The organism is Micromonospora sp. NPDC050417 (assembly GCF_044458865.1).
Classification (GTDB): Bacteria; Actinomycetota; Actinomycetes; order Mycobacteriales; family Micromonosporaceae; genus Micromonospora_G.
Genome location: NZ_JBITIH010000016.1, coordinates 122,449 through 137,543, shown reverse-complemented (window position 1 = coordinate 137,543; position 15,095 = coordinate 122,449). Strand labels below are relative to the sequence as shown.

Below are 15,095 nucleotides of genomic sequence, written 5' to 3'. Positions count from 1 at the left end.
GGGGCGCGGCCCCGCCCCCCCCCCCCCCCGGGGGGGCCCCCCCCCCGCCCCCCCCCCCCCGCGGCGCCCCCCCCCCCCCCCCCCCCCCCTCCCCCCCGCCGCCCCTCCTTACCTTCTAGCGCTGGCGCAGCAGTGGGGCGCCGGGTACGGCGGGAGGGGGCGTCGCCTCGTCCACGTCGATCGCCGGCTGGGAGAACTGCGCGTGGTACAGCCGGTGGTACGCGCCCCCGGCGGCGAGCAGTTCGGCGTGCGTACCCTGCTCGACGATGCGACCACTCTCCATCACGAGGATGAGGTGGGCGTCCCGGATGGTGGAGAGCCGGTGCGCGATGACGAAGCTGGTCCGGTCCGACCGCAGTGCGGCCATCGCCCGTTGCAGCAGCACCTCGGTACGGGTGTCGACCGAACTCGTCGCCTCGTCCAGGATCAGCAACGACGGGTTGGAGAGGAACGCACGGGCAATCGTGATCAACTGCCGTTCACCCGCGCTGACGTTGCTCCCCTCCTCGTCGATCACCGTGTCGTAACCGTCGGGCAGGCTGCGTACGAAGCGGTCGACGAAGGTCGCCTTCGCCGCCGCGAGGATCTGCTCCTCGCTCGCCTCCGGGTCGCCGTACGCGATGTTCTCCCGGATCGTGCCGCCGAACAACCAGGTGTCCTGGAGCACCATGCCGATCTCCGACCGGAGCGTGTCCCGACGCAGCTCGGTGAGATCGACGCCGTCGAGCGTGATCCGGCCCGAGTCCAGTTCGTAGAAGCGCATGACCAGGTTGACCAGGGTGGTCTTGCCAGCCCCGGTCGGGCCGACGATCGCCACCGTGTGACCGGGCTCGGCGACCAGCGACAGATCCTCGATCAGCGGCTTGTCGTGCTCGTACCGGAAGGAGACCTGCTCGAACTCGACCCGGCCACGACGCTCGGAGATCGAGGCCGGCGCGGCCGGGTCCGGGGTCTGTTCGTCGGCGTCGAGAACCGCGAAGACGCGCTCCGCCGAGGCGACCCCGGACTGCAACAGGTTCGCCATCGACGCCACCTGGGTCAGCGGCTGGGTGAACTGCCGCGAGTACTGGATGAACGCCTGGACGTCACCCAGGCTCATCGCACCCGAGGCGACCCGCAGGCCGCCGATCACCGCGATCGCCACGTAGCTCAGGTTTCCGATGAACATCATCGACGGCATGATGATGCCGGAGACGAACTGGGCGCCGAAGCTCGCCTTGAACAACTCGTCGTTCTTGGCCGCGAAGGACGCCTCGATCTCGCGCTGCCGACCGAAGACCTTGACCAGTTCGTGACCGGTGAACGCCTCCTCGATCTGCCCGTTCAACGCGCCCGTGTGCTTCCACTGGGCGACGAACTGCTTCTGTGACCGCTTGGCGATCTGCTTCGTCACCCAGACCGACAACGGCACCGCGACCAGCGCGACAACCGCCAGCAGCGGTGAGATCACGAACATCAGGACCACGACGCCGACCACGGTCAGCAGCGAGGTGAGCAACTGGCTCAGCGTCTGCTGGAGACTCTGCGAGATGTTGTCGATGTCATTGGTCACCCGACTGAGCAGCTCGCCTCTGGGCTGTTTGTCGAAGTACGGCAACGGCAACCGGTTGAGCTTCTCCTCGACGTCGGAACGGAGCTTGCGAATCGTCCGCTGCACCACCCCGTTGAGGATGTAGCCCTGTAACCAGGCGAGCAGGCTGGCGGCGAGGAAAAGCACCATCACCAGGAGCAGCACCCGACCGAGCCGGTCGAAGTCGATGCCGACCCCGGGCACCACGTTCGCCCTGGCGAGGATGTCGGCGAACGAGTCGTTGCCGGCCGCCCGTGCCGCGTCGACCGCCTGCTGCGTGGTGGTCCCGGCCGGCAACTGCTTGCCGAGGACGCCGGAGAAGATGATGTCGGTGGCGTGGCCGAGGATCTTCGGACCGGTGACGCTGAGTCCCACGCTCGCGAGCGCGAGCGCGATCACCCCGATCAGGTGCAGCCGGTGCGGCCGGAGCCGTGCCATCAGCCGGCGGGCCGACGGCATGAAGTTCATCGACTTCTCGGTCGGCATGCCCGCACCCATCCAGGGTGGGCCGCCGCCACGACGTGCGGCGGCGGGTAAGCGCGCCGGGGTCGTTTCGGTCGTCTGCTGGCTCATCCCCGTACTCCGTGTCTGGTCTGACGTACCCCGGGTCTGGTCTGGCGCCGGTTGGCCGCTCATGCCACCGCCGCCACGGTCAGCTGGGACTCCACGATCTCGGCGTAGGTCGGGCAGGTCTCGATCAGCTCCTGGTGGCGGCCGATCCCGACGATCGCCCCGTCCTCCAGCACGATGATCTGGTCGGCGTCGACGATGGTCGAGACCCGTTGGGCCACGATGATCACCGCAGCCTCCGCGGTGACCGGTCGCAGAGCCGCCCGCAGCCGGGCGTCGGTGCCGAGGTCGAGCGCGGAGAAGGAGTCGTCGAAGAGGTAGATCTCCGGCCGGCGAACCAGCGCGCGGGCGATCGCCAGTCGTTGACGTTGACCACCGGAGAGGTTCGTCCCGCCCTGTGTGACCGGTGCCTCCAGTCCCTCCGGCAACGCCTCGACGAAGTCCCGGGCCTGGGCGATCTCCAGGCTGGCCCAGAGTTCCTCGTCGGTGGCGTCCGGGTTGCCGTACCGCAGATTGCTCGCCACGGTGCCGGTGAAGAGGTACGGCCGCTGCGGCACCAGGCCGATCCGCTGCCACAGGATGTCCGGGGAGAGGTTCCGGACGTCCTCACCGTCCACCAGCACCGTGCCGCCGGTCGCGTCGAAGAGTCGGGGTACCAGGCCGAGCAGGGTGGTCTTTCCCGCCCCGGTGCTGCCGATGATCGCCGTCGTCTGGCCCGCGTGGGCGCGGAACGAGATGTCGCGCAGCACCGGGGCCGCCGCACCGGGGTACTGGAATCGGACGTCGCGCAGCTCCAGGTCGCCGCGCACGTCAACCTTGGTGACCGGTCGCTGCGGCGGCACGACGGAGGAGTCGGTGTCGAGCACCTCGACGATCCGTTCGGCGCAGACCGCTGCCCGAGGCACCATCATCAACATGAAAGTCGCCATCATGACCGACATCAGGGTCAGCATCAGGTAGCTCAGGAAGGCGGTCAGCGCGCCGATCTGGATCTGTCCCGCGTCGACCCGGGAGGCGCCGAACCAGAGCACCGCGACGCTGGAGGCGTTGAGCACCAGCATCACGATCGGGAAGATCAACGCCATCAACCGACCGGTACGCAGCGCGGTCGCGGTCAGGTCGGCGTTGGCGGCGTCGAACCGGCGGGTCTCGTACGGCTCGCGGACGAACGCCCGCACGACGCGGATGCCGGAGATCTGCTCCCGCAGCACCCGGTTGACCGTGTCGATCCGGGTCTGCATCAGCCGGAACTGGGGCACCATCCTGCGGATGATCAGGCCGATGGCGAGCACCAGCACCGGTACGCAGACCAGCATCAGCCAGGAGAGGCCGACATCCTCACGGAGTGCCATGATCACGCCGCCGACACACGTGATCGGCGCCGCGACCAGCAGGGTGCAGGTCACCACGACCAGCATCTGCACCTGTTGTACGTCGTTGGTGTTTCGCGTGATCAGCGAGGGGGCGCCGAACTGGCCGACCTCGCGGGCGGAGAAGCTCATCACCCGCCCGAAGATCGCCGCTCGTACGTCCCGACCGAAACTCATCGCGGTCCGGGCGCCGAAATAGACGGCCGCGATCGAGCAGGCGATCTGCAGGGCGCTGACCAGCAGCATCCAGCCGCCGATGCGGACGATGTAGCCGGTGTCGCCCCGGGCGATGCCCTGGTCGATGATGTCGGCGTTGAGGCTCGGCAGGTAGAGCGACGCCATGGTGCCGACGAGTTGCAGCAGCACCACGATCGTCAGCGGCCGACGGTACGGCTGTAGATAGGTACGCAGTAGACGAGTCAGCATCGGTGACCCCCCGAATCAGGGATGCGGCGGCCGGTCATGACGGTTCCGCCGGGTGGCGGACGCCATCGAGCAGGAGGGAGACGATCTGCTCCGAGGAGAGCGGGTCGCCATCGTTGATGAGCGGGTGCGAACCAGTGAAGATCAGCAGCCGGTGCAGCCGCGCCACTTCCTGGACGGTGCAACGAAACTGGGCACGGTCGGGTTCGAGGATCCGGGCGACCTCCGCCTGGATCCGCTCGTTGGTGGGTCGGACCCTTGCCTGGTGCGTTTCCCGGTCGGGCGGCGGTGAGTTCAGGCCGACCGCGGTGAGCAGGTTGAGCACCCTGATCAGGCGTCGTTGGATGATGGTGGTCGCCGCGACCAGCCGCTCCCGCAGCGGTAGCGTGAGATCCACTTCGGCGAACTCGGCCCAGACCGGCTCGGGATCCAGTGCTGCGGCGACAGCGGCCTGAATAAGGGCTTGCTTGTCCGGAAAGACGCGGAATATCGTCCCCTCGGCCACACCCGCCGCCTCGGCGATCTGCCGGGTGGTGACCTTGGTTCCGTGCTCACCGACCAGCGGCAGTGTGGCGGCGATCAGTGCGGCGCGACGCTCGTCGGGGGGCAGCGGTCTGGCCCGACCCGAGCCCGGTCCGCACTGCGGCGACTGGCCCGGCCCGGAGGACGCGTCAGGGGGCAGGGTGGGAGGCACCGAGCGACAGTAACTGAGTGAGTGACTCACTCACAAGTGATTTTCTCCGCCCCCGGCCGGCATCGGCGTGCCGGTGAACCAGCCGACGCGCCGGGCGCCCGCCACCGGAAAGTGACGGCCGCGGTGGGTCGGCATGCCGACAGGTGTCGTCGCCCCTGCTGCCGGCGCCGTTAGATTAAGGTCGCGCTCCGCCGCGGCACCCTCCTGCCGCCCTCCTGTCGTCCAGGCCGAAGGGAAGAGGGAATGTCCGAAGCAGCCCACCCCGAGTCGGCCGACACGGCACCTGGCCCGACCACCACCGCCACGGAGTCCAGCCGCCGGGAGTTCCTGCGTTGGCTCTCCCTCGGCGGCGTCGGCGCCGCGGCCACCGGCGGCGCACTCCTCACCGCCGCACCGAAGGTCTGGGCCGAAGACCCGGCCGATGCCGCGATCATGGTGCTCGCCGGCGCCACGGTCATCGACGGCACCAACGCACGTCCCCGCCCCGACACGAGCGTGGTCATCGCCGGTGACCGGATTGTCAGCCTGATTCGCGGCCGGCCGGCACCCCGGACCAACGGCGTACGGATCGTCGACGCCCGTGGCAAGTTCGTCATCCCCGGGCTCTGGGACATGCACGCGCACGGCACCGTCGACGAGCAGATCTTCCCGCCCCTGCACCTCGCCAACGGGGTCACCGGCATCCGGGAGATGTGGGGCTACCCGGAGGTGCAGGCGCTGCGCCGACGGATCGACGCCGGGGAGACCCTGGGGCCACGGATGCGGGTGGCGAGCCCGATCATCGACGAGCCCCCGACGATCCTCGGTCCCCCGGCCGCCCTGGTCCGTACGCCGAGCGAGGCACGCGCCGCCGTACGTCGGTCCAAGGACGAGGGCGCGGACTTCGTCAAGGTCTACTCCTACCTCGGGCGGGACGCCTACTTCGCGATCATGGACGAGGCCCGCCACCAGCGGCTGCCGGTCGCCGGGCACCTGCCCTACCGGGTGACCGCCGCCGAGGCGAGCGACCTGGGGCAGCGCTCGTTCGAGCACCTGTTCGGCCTCCCGGTGGCGACCTCGCTGCGCGAACGGGAGTTCACCCAGCGGATCGCGGACACCCCGGTCACCGACCCGACCGCGTACTTCTACCTGATGCGCGAGTGGGAGTGGGAGGCCACGGAGAGCTTCAGCCTGCGCCGGGCGGTGGGGCTGTTCCGTCGCCTGGCCCGCAACGGGACCTGGCTCTCGCCGACGCTGGCGGTCAACCGGGTGGTGAACTCACCCGCCGACACGTTCGCCGCCGACCCCCGGATGAGATACATGCCAGCGTCGTACCGGGCGACCTGGGCAGAACGGGTCAAGATCTTCGCGCCCAACACCCCGGAGCGGACCGTACGGCAGCGGGAGTTCTTCCAGTTCCTGTCACGGCTGGTGGGACACGCGCAGCGGACCGGGGTGGCGATCGTCGGTGGGACCGACTGTGGCAACCCGTACTGCTTCCCGGGGTTCAGCCTGCACGACGAACTGTCCCTGCTGGTCGACGCTGGCCTGAGCGAGTTGGAGGCGCTGCAGAGCGTGACCCGCAACGCCGCGCGCTACCTCGGCGAGGAGCAGACCACGGGGACCGTCGCGCGAGGCAGGGTCGCCGACCTGGTGCTGCTCGACGCCGATCCGCTGGCCGACATCCGCAACATCCGACGGATCCACGCCGTGGTCAGCCGGGGCCGCCTGATCACGTCCGCCCAGCGCGCCCGGATGCTCGCCGACGTGGAGGCCGCCGCCGCGAACCCCACCCTTGCCCGCCGCGCCCCCTCCTGCCCCTGCCATCCCGCCCTACCCACCCCGAACGCACGCCGGGTCCGTCAGGGCGGTCGGTAGCCTCGCCGCGACGCTGGCCAGACAGGTCTCGCCACACCTTTGGCTGAACCTGGTTCCAGCGCACGGACAGTCCAAGATCGACGATCGGCCGTAGATCAAACACTGATCGATCAGCCTCGCATTCATGATCCTTGACAAGGTGACACGGGACACAACACACTTCGGCCAACGTGATCATCAACGACCGCCCCGGCAGCGACCTGCCGTGGGCGGTCTCCGTGCACGCGTCGACCGAAGGATGCCTCTGATGAGGAGTATCAGAAAACCAACCAGAGCAAGTCGTCTGGTGGCCCTACTCACCGTCCCGACCGCGCTGCTCCTCGGCGCCCTGCCGACTCTCGCCAGCCCCGCCGAGAACGGGCAGGTGGAGCCGAGCCGCAAATCCAGCACCGAACAGAACGGCGTCGCGCTCATGCGCATCGTCGCCGCCGACAAGGGCGAGGTGGACCGCCTCGCCGACCTCGGCGTCGACCTCGTCGAGTACAACAAGCCACTGGAAGACGGCATCGAGGTCCACGCCGTGCTGAGCCCGGAGGAGACCACGGCGCTGCGCGCCATGGGCTTCGACGTCCAGGGCAAGATCTCCGACCAGGACGACTACCGTGCCAACGTCGCCGAGCGCAAGGCCGCCATCGCCGCCGTTGACGCCGCCGCCCTGGACAACGACCAGCTCACCGTGCTCCGGGCCGAGTGGTTCACGAGCCTCGACGGTAACCGGTTCCTCTCGTTCGAGGTCAAGTCGGACGCGGGAGCGGACTCGGCCACGGTGATCACCGCGAGCTGGGACACCGGTATGGACACCCCGCCGGCCTCCGGCGGAACCGCCACCATGTCCCGGTTCACCGACGCCGGCCAGTACATGTACCACCGGTTCACCTCACCGCTCGCGCTGACCACGGCGGAGCCGAACCGGGTCACCTTCACCAGCAGCAAGGGCGGCACCGTCAAGGCGTCGGTCACCCAGTGGCTGGGCAAGCCGAAGGAGGCGCCCGACGAGCACTACGTCTCCGACTTCGTCGACCACTACATGGACCCGACCGAGATCACCGAACGGATCGTCGGGCTCGCGGCGGAGTTCCCGAAGATCACCCAGATCATCGACCTGCCGAACCTCACCAACGGCTACCGCCGCAAGGCGCAGGCCCAGTTCGGCACGGCGGCGGCGAGCACCATCTACGTCACCACCAAGGCGTGGGGCCACGAGGGCGGCAACGACACCAGCGTGTCGCTGATCAACCCGGGGGCGGCCAACCAGCCGCTGACCGTACTGGTCGCCGGGAAGACCGTGATCGTATCGCTCGCCACCAACGGCACCGGTGCGCTGACCAGCACCGCCGCCCAGGTGGTCGCGGCACTGAACGCCGACGCCGCCTCGTCCGCGCTCCTCACCGCGAGCACCTACCGGGGCAACGCCGGTGCCGGTCTGGTCGCCACCGCCGGAGCCACCCGGCTCAGCGACAACCTCCAGGCGCCGCCGAGCATCTCCCGCGAGCCGTTCCAGATGAAGGCGCTGCGGATCGGCCGGGCCAAGGACGGTTCCAAGCCGGGCGTCTACCTCTACTGCCAGCAGCACGCCCGGGAGTGGGTCACGCCGATCACCTGTCTGGAGACCGCCGAACGGCTGCTGCGCAACTACGAGCAGGACACCAAGACCCGGAACCTGGTCAACGGACTGGACATCTTCATCCTGCCCGTGGTCAACCCGGACGGCGCGCACTACAGCATGTACGACTTCAACTCGCAGCGTAAGAACATGACCAACCACTGCCCGGACGCGACGGGCGACCCGGCGAACCGCAACTCGTGGGGCGTCGACCTGAACCGCAACCAGAACGTGGGCTCGTTCTACGACGGCTACAACGGTGCCTCGTCGAGCTGCACCAGCGGCACCTACGCCGGTCCGAGCGAGCAGTCGGAGCCGGAGGCCAAGAACGAGGACTGGCTGATCAACACGTACCCGAACATCAAGTTCTCGATGAACACCCACTCGTACGGTGGGTACTTCATGTGGGCTCCGGGTGCGTACAAGACCGCCGGCCGCGAGGTCCTGCCCCGGACCGACTTCGGCACCGAGAACTTCTTCTGGAACGCCTCGTCGAAGATCCTCAACGCGGTCCAGTCCCACCGGGGTACGGCGATCTGGCCGGGTCGTACCGGCCCGACCACCGACGTGCTCTACTCGGCGGCCGGTAACAGCGCGGACGCGCACTGGTACAACAAGGGCATCATCGCCTGGAACTTCGAGGTCGGCGCGGACAAGTACAACCCCGCCACCAACCAGTGGGAAGCCGTCGGCTTCCAGCCGGACTTCAGCGAGGGCCACGAGGAGGCGATGGAGTTCTCCAGCGGCCAGATCGCGATCCTCGAGGTGGCGAAGGCGTACGCGGCGGACAAGTCCAAGCCGACCGCCGAACTGGTCGTGAAGAGCAAGGGTGCCGGTACGACCGACTTCACCTTCGCCACCAGCGAAGCGGCGAACGTCTACTACACCCTGGACGGCACCGAGCCGACCACCTCGTCGCTCAAGCTCGGCTTCGCCGGCTACCGGGAGGGCCCGGAGCGGATCACCATCACCGCGAAGACCACCGTCCGCTGGCTCGCCGTCGACATCGCCGGCAACCTCGGCACGGTCCAGGAGAAGGTCCTGAACGTACCGAAGAGCTGATCACCAGCAGTTCTGCGTGGCCGTCGACCTCCGGGTCGGCGGCCACGCGCCTACCCCCGACCACCCGACCAGCAGAGAACGCCGGAGCGGCAGATGCACTCGCACATCCCTTCCACGGACACGCCCGGTACGACGCCGCCGGTCGACGAGGCCGCGAGCGCGGCGGCCCGACGCCGGGCGCTGGTACTCCTGACCCTGATCCTCGCCCCGCTGGCCGTGCTGACCCTGGTCGGCCTGCTCCTGCTCTGGCCCGGCGGCGCACAGGTCACCGGCGCGGCCCCCGGTACGAGCGGACGGGAACTCAGCCACCCCGAGGCGACGGTGCAGACCGTGGCGCCGTACGAGTGCCCCGCGCCGGGTCAGCGCAACGGCCCCGATGCGGGGCCCCGGATGGTGACCTGCGCGACCGTGCAGGCCCGTCTGGAGACCGGGCCGGAAACCGGCGGGATCGTCACCGTGGAGGTGCCGGCGGAGTCGTACCGCAGCGGGCTGGAGGCCGGCGACCGGATCAAGGTCGTCCGCGTCTTCAACCACCAGACCGGGCCGGCGATGTACGCGTTCTACGACTTCGCCCGTACGCTGCCGATCGGCATTCTCGCCGGGGTTTTCGCCCTGCTCGTGGTCGCGGTCGCCCGGATGCGGGGGCTGAAGGCGCTGCTGGGCCTCGGTTTCGCGTACCTGGTCATCATCAAGTTCATGCTGCCCGCGCTGCTGGTCGGCGAGTCCGGGTTGTTGGTGGGGCTGGTCGGCGCCGCCGCGATCATGTTCGTCGTCCTCTATCTCGCCCATGGCTTCTCCGCGCGGACCACGACCGCGCTGGCCGGGACACTGTTCGGGTTGCTGGCCACCGCCGGGCTCGGCTTCTGGGCGGCGGGCGCGGCGCACCTGACCGGGCTCGGCGACAGCGACGGGGTGACCCTCGCCGTCTACAACGGACAGGTCGACCTCTCCGGCATCGTGCTCTGCGGCATCATCGTGGCCGGGCTCGGCGTGCTCAACGACGTGACCATCACCCAGTCCTCGGCCGTGTGGGAGCTGCACGAACTCGCCCCGGAGCGATCGGCCCGACAGCTCTTCGCCAGCGCCATGCGGATCGGGCGGGACCACATCGCCTCGACCGTCTACACCATCGCGTTCGCCTATGCCGGGGCCGCGCTACCGATCATGTTGCTGATCAACGCGTACGACCGGCCGGTACTCGCGGTGCTGACCAGCGCGCAGATCGCCGAGGAGATCGTCCGTACCCTGGTCGCCTCGATCGGCCTGGTGCTGGCGATCCCGCTGACGACGGCGGTGGCGGTGGCGGTGGTGAAGACCGTGGTTCGCGGCGGGCCAGGGGCAGCGCCGCCGGCCACGCCGGGGGAGAACGACGATCCGGTACGTCCCGAGCCGGTCGCCGGTCAGCAGGTGTAGACGCCGCTCGGCTCACCGGTGGGACCGCCCATCGCGCAGATGATCACGTTCGGCGTCATCGGCCCACCCCGGCGGTACGGTTCCGCACGGTATGCGTGAATCAACGCCGCCGGCGTACCCCGCCGCCCGTTGACGATCCCCCGCGCAGTGGCTCGAAAAGAGGTGTCACGTGCCATTTCTCTCGGCGCTCGACCGCGCCCACACCATCGCACCACCGGGGTACAGTCGCTGGCTCATCCCGCCCGCCGCGCTCTCGGTGCACCTGTGCATCGGGCAGGCGTACGCGACGAGTGTCTACAAGAACTCGTTGATCAGCCACTTCGACGCCAGCCAGACCGCGATCGGCATCATCTTCAGCATCGCCATCGTGATGCTCGGGCTCTCGGCGGCCGTCGGTGGCACCTGGGTCGAGGCGAACGGGCCCCGGAAGGCGATGTTCGTCTCGGCCTGCTTCTGGGCCTCCGGCTTCCTGGTCGGCGCCCTGGGCATCGCCACGACACAGCTCTGGCTGGTGTACCTCGGCTACGGCTTCCTCGGCGGCATCGGGCTCGGCATCGGCTATATCTCACCGGTCTCCACCCTGATCAAGTGGTTCCCGGACCGGCCGGGACTCGCCACCGGTCTGGCCATCATGGGCTTCGGCGGTGGGGCCCTGCTGGCCAGTCCGCTCTCCCGGCAACTGCTGTCGTTCTACGACACCGGCTACGACCCGGCGAACGCCAGCTCGGTCGCCTCCGGTGGTGCCCTGGTCGGGCTCTTCCTGACGCTCGGACTCGGCTACTTCGTCATCATGATGTTCGGGGTGGTGAACGTCCGGGTGCCGGCGCCCGGCTGGCGACCGGCCGGTTTCGACCCCGCCACGGTGGCGGTCAAGCCGCTCGTGACCCGGGCCAGCGTGTCCGCCTCGAACGCGGTACGGACCCGGTCGTTCTGGCTGCTCTGGGTGGTGCTCTTCTGCAACGTCACCGCCGGCATCGGCATCCTCGAACAGGCCAGCCCGATGATCCAGGACTTCTTCCGGGAGAACGGCGTCTCGACGGTCGCGGTGGCCGCCGCCGGCGGTTTTGTCGGACTGCTCTCGCTGTTCAACATGGCCGGTCGGTTCGTCTGGTCGTCCACCTCCGACCTGATCGGCCGCAAGCCCATCTACCTGCTCTATTTGGGCGGCGGAATGGTGCTGTACACGCTGCTCGCCACCGTCGGGCACGCCTCGACCGCCCTTTTCGTACTGCTCGCCTGCGTGATCCTCTCGTTCTACGGCGGCGGGTTCGCGACCGTCCCGGCGTATCTGCGGGACCTCTTCGGCACCTTCCAGGTCGGTGCCATCCACGGCCGGCTGCTCACCGCCTGGTCCGCCGCCGGGGTCGCCGGCCCGCTGATCATCAACGGTTTCCTCGACGCCCAGGGCAAGCCCGGCACGCTGACCGCCGCCGCCTACCGCCCGGCGCTGCTCACCATGGTCGGCGTCCTGGCGGTGGGGTTCGTGGCGAACCTGCTCATCCGCCCGGTACCCGAGCGCTTCCACGAACCGCTCGTCCCCCACAGCCCGGCCGAGCCCGCCACCGCCGTCGCGCAGAAGGAGCCGATTCGATGACCGCGACAGAGAACGACCAGCCCGGGGTGGGCCGGCAGCGGCTCCGCCTCACCCTCTCCTGGCTGCTCGTCATCGTCCTACTCGGGTACGGCGTGGTGCAGACCGCGCGTACCGCGGTGAATCTCTTCACCCATTGACCGTCGGTGGGCGTCCCGCCGGGCGGGACGCCCACCGAGGTCGTCAGTGGCCATTCGCCACGGCGGGTTCAGGAGCCGGTGGCAGACGGTCGCCGAACAGGGCCAGGGCATTGCCCTCGCCGATGCCGTCCCGCACCGCATCGGTCACACCCAGCCGTTCGAGCAGGTCGAGCGTGGCTCTCGACTCGGAGTGCGGCAACGGCGGTGAGTCGGTGCCGAACAGCACCCGGTCCGGGCCGAAGATCCGCAGCGCCAACTCGACCGCGCTCGCGCTCGGCGTGGCGGTGTCCACCCAGATCCGGGGCAGGTAGCTGCTCGGCGGGGTGGCGAGCGCCGCCAACCGGCGCATCAGGCTCGGCGGCCCCGCGTCGTCGCGGGCCGCCGTTCGGCCCTGGCGGCCCAACGACGAGCCCTGGCCCAACGACGAGCCCTGCGACGGTGCGGGGGCACCGTCCCAGTGTGTCGGCTGCATGATCCGGTCGAGCTTCTCGACCAGCAGTCCGAGCGCACCGCCGGCCGTCGGGCCGATCAGCTTCAACCCGGGAAAACGGTCCAACCAGCCGCCGAGCACACAACAGGCCAACCCGATGGTGACGTCGCTGAACCGCCCCAACTGCTCGATCAGCAGCAGATTCTCCAGCCCGGCACCGGCCGCCGGCTTCGCGGGCGGGTGCAGCAGTACGGGAAGATCCACCTCCGCCGCGAGGGCGAAGAAGTCCTCCGCCTCGGGCGCGTCCAGGTACCGGCCGGCGATGCTGGTGTTCGCGATCAACCCGACGAACTGCGGCTGGCGTACGGTCTGCGACACCCGACGCAGGTGCGCGGCCCCGCCGAACGGGTTGACGTAGACGTACGCGCGCAGCCGGTCGGGGTACTGGTCGACCAGACCCGCCAGCCACGCGTCGTGGCGGGCCAGGTTGTCCTCGCTCTGCGCGTAGTTGTCGACCCCGGGCAGGGGAACCATCGCCCCGCCGCCGACCGGGCTCCCGATGATGGTGGCCCGTACGCCGCAGGCAAGCTTCGTGGAGATCATCTCCTCGACCTGCCCGAGCGTACGGGGCATCGGATACCGCTGCCTCGATTCGGGCGGGCTCAGATGGCCGTGCACGTCGATCGTCACACGGGCCAGCGTTACCCGCCCGGCGTCACCGAGGCGTCACCGCGCCGGCACACCCGTGGGCGGCTCGGATCCGGTGGCGGAGACGGTCGTGTCCGACGAGGCCGCCGCCGTCGACGCCTCCGGCGCCCCGGCGGACTGCGGTGGCACCGGGGACTGCGACGGCACGGACGGCTGCGGGATCGTTGGGTCGGGTGCCTGCCGGGCGGCCCGGAACCGCTGCCACGCCAACGCGGCGCCGATCACACCCAGGGGCAGCGACGGCACGGTGTAACGGGGGTCGATCATCGACGTCGCGACACTACCGATGATCATGCCGAAGGCCAGGGTCACAAAGGCCAACGGGTTCAGGTAGTCGCGCCAACTCGATGCTCTGGGGCGGTAGCAGGCGAGCACCACGGCGAGCAGGAAGCAGAGCCCCACCAGGGTCGCCGGCACGGTGGCCAGCGCCGAATAACGGTTGAGCGGGTTCATCAACGGGTGTTCGTGGTCCTTGGCCAGGCCGGCGAAGCGGCGCTTGGCCGGGTTCTGCGGGGCGATGTGGGGTGAGCAGCCGGTGTCGTTCATCGCGGGGAAGTCCCAGACGCTCGCGATGCAGGCGACGCGGTCGTCGGGGTACGGCCCCGGTCGTACCGTCTGCCAGGTCTCTGTGGCGACCACCTGCAGATAGTCGAGGGGTTGACCCAGGATCGCCTTCTTGGCGAAGGAGCCGAACACCTCGTCCGGCATGGTCTTGAACTCCGCCTTGCTGCCCGGCCCCCACAGGTACATGTCTGGAGGGAGTCGCTTGCCAAGGGGCTGGTCGGGGCAGGTCAGCCGTTCCTCGTCGGTCAGGTCGAGCTGGTCGCAGTCGACGAAGGTCATGGTCCGGGCCCAGAGGAAACGGGACCCGTACGTGCCGAACGAGTACTGGCCGTGGTGGCCGTGGTACCACACCACGTAGCCACCGAGCGTGATCACCAGGATGGCGACGAACGCCCCGGTCTTGCGCCAGTCCACCCGACGCAGGAGCAGGTAGAGCAGCGGCACCACCGCCGCGACCATCCCGATCGACCGGGTCGTCGCCGCCCAGGAGAACGCCCCGGCCGCGACCAGCACACCGAGCCAGCCGGGAACCTGTCGCCAGGCCAGCGCCAGCATGCCGAGCACGACGAGGCTGGTGAAGAGCGTCTCGGCGAGCAGGAAGTGTTCGAGCGCCGTGGTCCGCGCGTCGAGCAGCAGCGGTGCCACGGCGAGCGTGGCGACCAGTCGGGAGACGCCGCGACGCTGGAGGAACACGTACCCGGCGATCACCACGGCCAGCCCCATGAGGTGCTGGATCAGGATGATCCGTCGCACCGAGTGCAGGTCCAGCAGGAGACTGAGGAAGAAGCTGTACCCGTAGGGCCGGATCGTGCCGGGCTCCTTGAGGTAGGCCAGTCCCAGGTAACTCTGGCTGTCGCCCTGGTACCACAACGCCGGGTTGTAGGCGATCACGACGAGCAGCCGCAGCACCACACCGGCCAGCAGCAGCAGGACGAGGGCCCAGTGACGGCGCAACAGATGGCCGATCTCCCCGGGCAGTCGCCTCGTACGATCCGTACCCCAGTGCCGCAGCCGTTCCCAGCGTTCGGTGGGTCGGTTCGGAGCGAGCGTGGTCATGAGGGCGACTTCCTCGGTAGGACCGGCGCGACGCGGCCGGTGCG

The 15,095-nt window shown here is 69.3% G+C and carries 10 protein-coding genes; 5 read left to right on the top strand and 5 right to left on the bottom strand.

Features of this window, described 5'->3' with window-relative positions; all coding sequences use genetic code 11:
* Nucleotides 1-115 precede the first annotated feature (115 nt).
* From ACIBF5_RS21330 to ACIBF5_RS21320, 3 genes are read right to left on the bottom strand one after another with little or no spacing between them, the layout of a single operon-like run.
* Nucleotides 116-2,143 (bottom strand): ABC transporter ATP-binding protein, encoded by a 2,028-nt coding sequence (locus ACIBF5_RS21330; RefSeq protein WP_396814165.1) that lies wholly within the window; start codon nucleotides 2,141-2,143, stop codon nucleotides 116-118.
* A 59-nt stretch (nucleotides 2,144-2,202) separates the two neighbouring features.
* On the bottom strand, nucleotides 2,203-3,936 hold the full coding sequence (locus ACIBF5_RS21325) for an ABC transporter ATP-binding protein (RefSeq protein WP_396814163.1): 1,734 nt from the start codon (nucleotides 3,934-3,936) through the stop codon (nucleotides 2,203-2,205).
* A 34-nt stretch (nucleotides 3,937-3,970) separates the two neighbouring features.
* Nucleotides 3,971-4,627, bottom strand: coding sequence for a TetR/AcrR family transcriptional regulator (locus ACIBF5_RS21320; RefSeq protein ID WP_396814160.1), 657 nt, complete (start codon nucleotides 4,625-4,627; stop codon nucleotides 3,971-3,973).
* 243 nt (nucleotides 4,628-4,870) lie between these two features.
* Here ACIBF5_RS21320 and ACIBF5_RS21315 point away from each other — a divergent pair, with 243 nt between their 5' ends.
* The 5 genes from ACIBF5_RS21315 to ACIBF5_RS21295 all read left to right on the top strand — a co-directional run bounded on the left by ACIBF5_RS21315 (nucleotide 4,871) and on the right by ACIBF5_RS21295 (nucleotide 12,293).
* Entirely contained in the window at nucleotides 4,871-6,484 is a 1,614-nt protein-coding gene (locus tag ACIBF5_RS21315; protein ID WP_396814158.1) for an amidohydrolase family protein, read from the top strand.
* Nucleotides 6,485-6,731: 247 nt separating this feature from the next.
* A complete protein-coding gene (locus ACIBF5_RS21310; RefSeq protein ID WP_396814156.1) occupies nucleotides 6,732-9,149 on the top strand; it encodes a M14 family zinc carboxypeptidase in 2,418 nt (805 codons plus the stop codon).
* Nucleotides 9,150-9,242: 93 nt separating this feature from the next.
* On the top strand, nucleotides 9,243-10,562 hold the full coding sequence (locus ACIBF5_RS21305) for a YibE/F family protein (RefSeq protein ID WP_396814154.1): 1,320 nt from the start codon (nucleotides 9,243-9,245) through the stop codon (nucleotides 10,560-10,562).
* 169 nt (nucleotides 10,563-10,731) lie between these two features.
* Nucleotides 10,732-12,156 (top strand): OFA family MFS transporter, encoded by a 1,425-nt coding sequence (locus tag ACIBF5_RS21300; protein WP_396814152.1) that lies wholly within the window; start codon nucleotides 10,732-10,734, stop codon nucleotides 12,154-12,156.
* Nucleotides 12,153-12,293 carry a hypothetical protein gene (locus ACIBF5_RS21295; RefSeq protein WP_396814150.1) on the top strand — a complete coding sequence of 47 codons (141 nt, stop codon included), beginning with the start codon at nucleotides 12,153-12,155 and terminating at the stop codon, nucleotides 12,291-12,293. The genes ACIBF5_RS21300 and ACIBF5_RS21295 overlap by 4 nt, the downstream gene beginning before the upstream one ends.
* A 43-nt stretch (nucleotides 12,294-12,336) precedes the next feature.
* On the opposite strand, the gene ACIBF5_RS21290 is transcribed toward ACIBF5_RS21295, so the two are convergent.
* Nucleotides 12,337-13,413, bottom strand: coding sequence for an amidohydrolase family protein (locus ACIBF5_RS21290; RefSeq protein ID WP_396814148.1), 1,077 nt, complete (start codon nucleotides 13,411-13,413; stop codon nucleotides 12,337-12,339).
* Nucleotides 13,414-13,449: 36 nt separating this feature from the next.
* Complete coding sequence (locus ACIBF5_RS21285) at nucleotides 13,450-15,051, bottom strand: hypothetical protein (protein ID WP_396814146.1); 1,602 nt, start codon at nucleotides 15,049-15,051, stop codon at nucleotides 13,450-13,452.
* Nucleotides 15,052-15,095 lie beyond the last annotated feature (44 nt).

Coding starts and splice junctions, on each gene's coding strand:
- ACIBF5_RS21330 (WP_396814165.1), bottom strand. CDS start 2,143: ATGAGCCAGCAGACGACCGAAACGACCCCGGCGCGCTTACCCGCCGCC.
- ACIBF5_RS21315 (WP_396814158.1), top strand. CDS start 4,871: ATGTCCGAAGCAGCCCACCCCGAGTCGGCCGACACGGCACCTGGCCCG.
- ACIBF5_RS21305 (WP_396814154.1), top strand. CDS start 9,243: ATGCACTCGCACATCCCTTCCACGGACACGCCCGGTACGACGCCGCCG.
- ACIBF5_RS21310 (WP_396814156.1), top strand. CDS start 6,732: ATGAGGAGTATCAGAAAACCAACCAGAGCAAGTCGTCTGGTGGCCCTA.
- ACIBF5_RS21325 (WP_396814163.1), bottom strand. CDS start 3,936: ATGCTGACTCGTCTACTGCGTACCTATCTACAGCCGTACCGTCGGCCG.
- ACIBF5_RS21295 (WP_396814150.1), top strand. CDS start 12,153: ATGACCGCGACAGAGAACGACCAGCCCGGGGTGGGCCGGCAGCGGCTC.
- ACIBF5_RS21285 (WP_396814146.1), bottom strand. CDS start 15,051: ATGACCACGCTCGCTCCGAACCGACCCACCGAACGCTGGGAACGGCTG.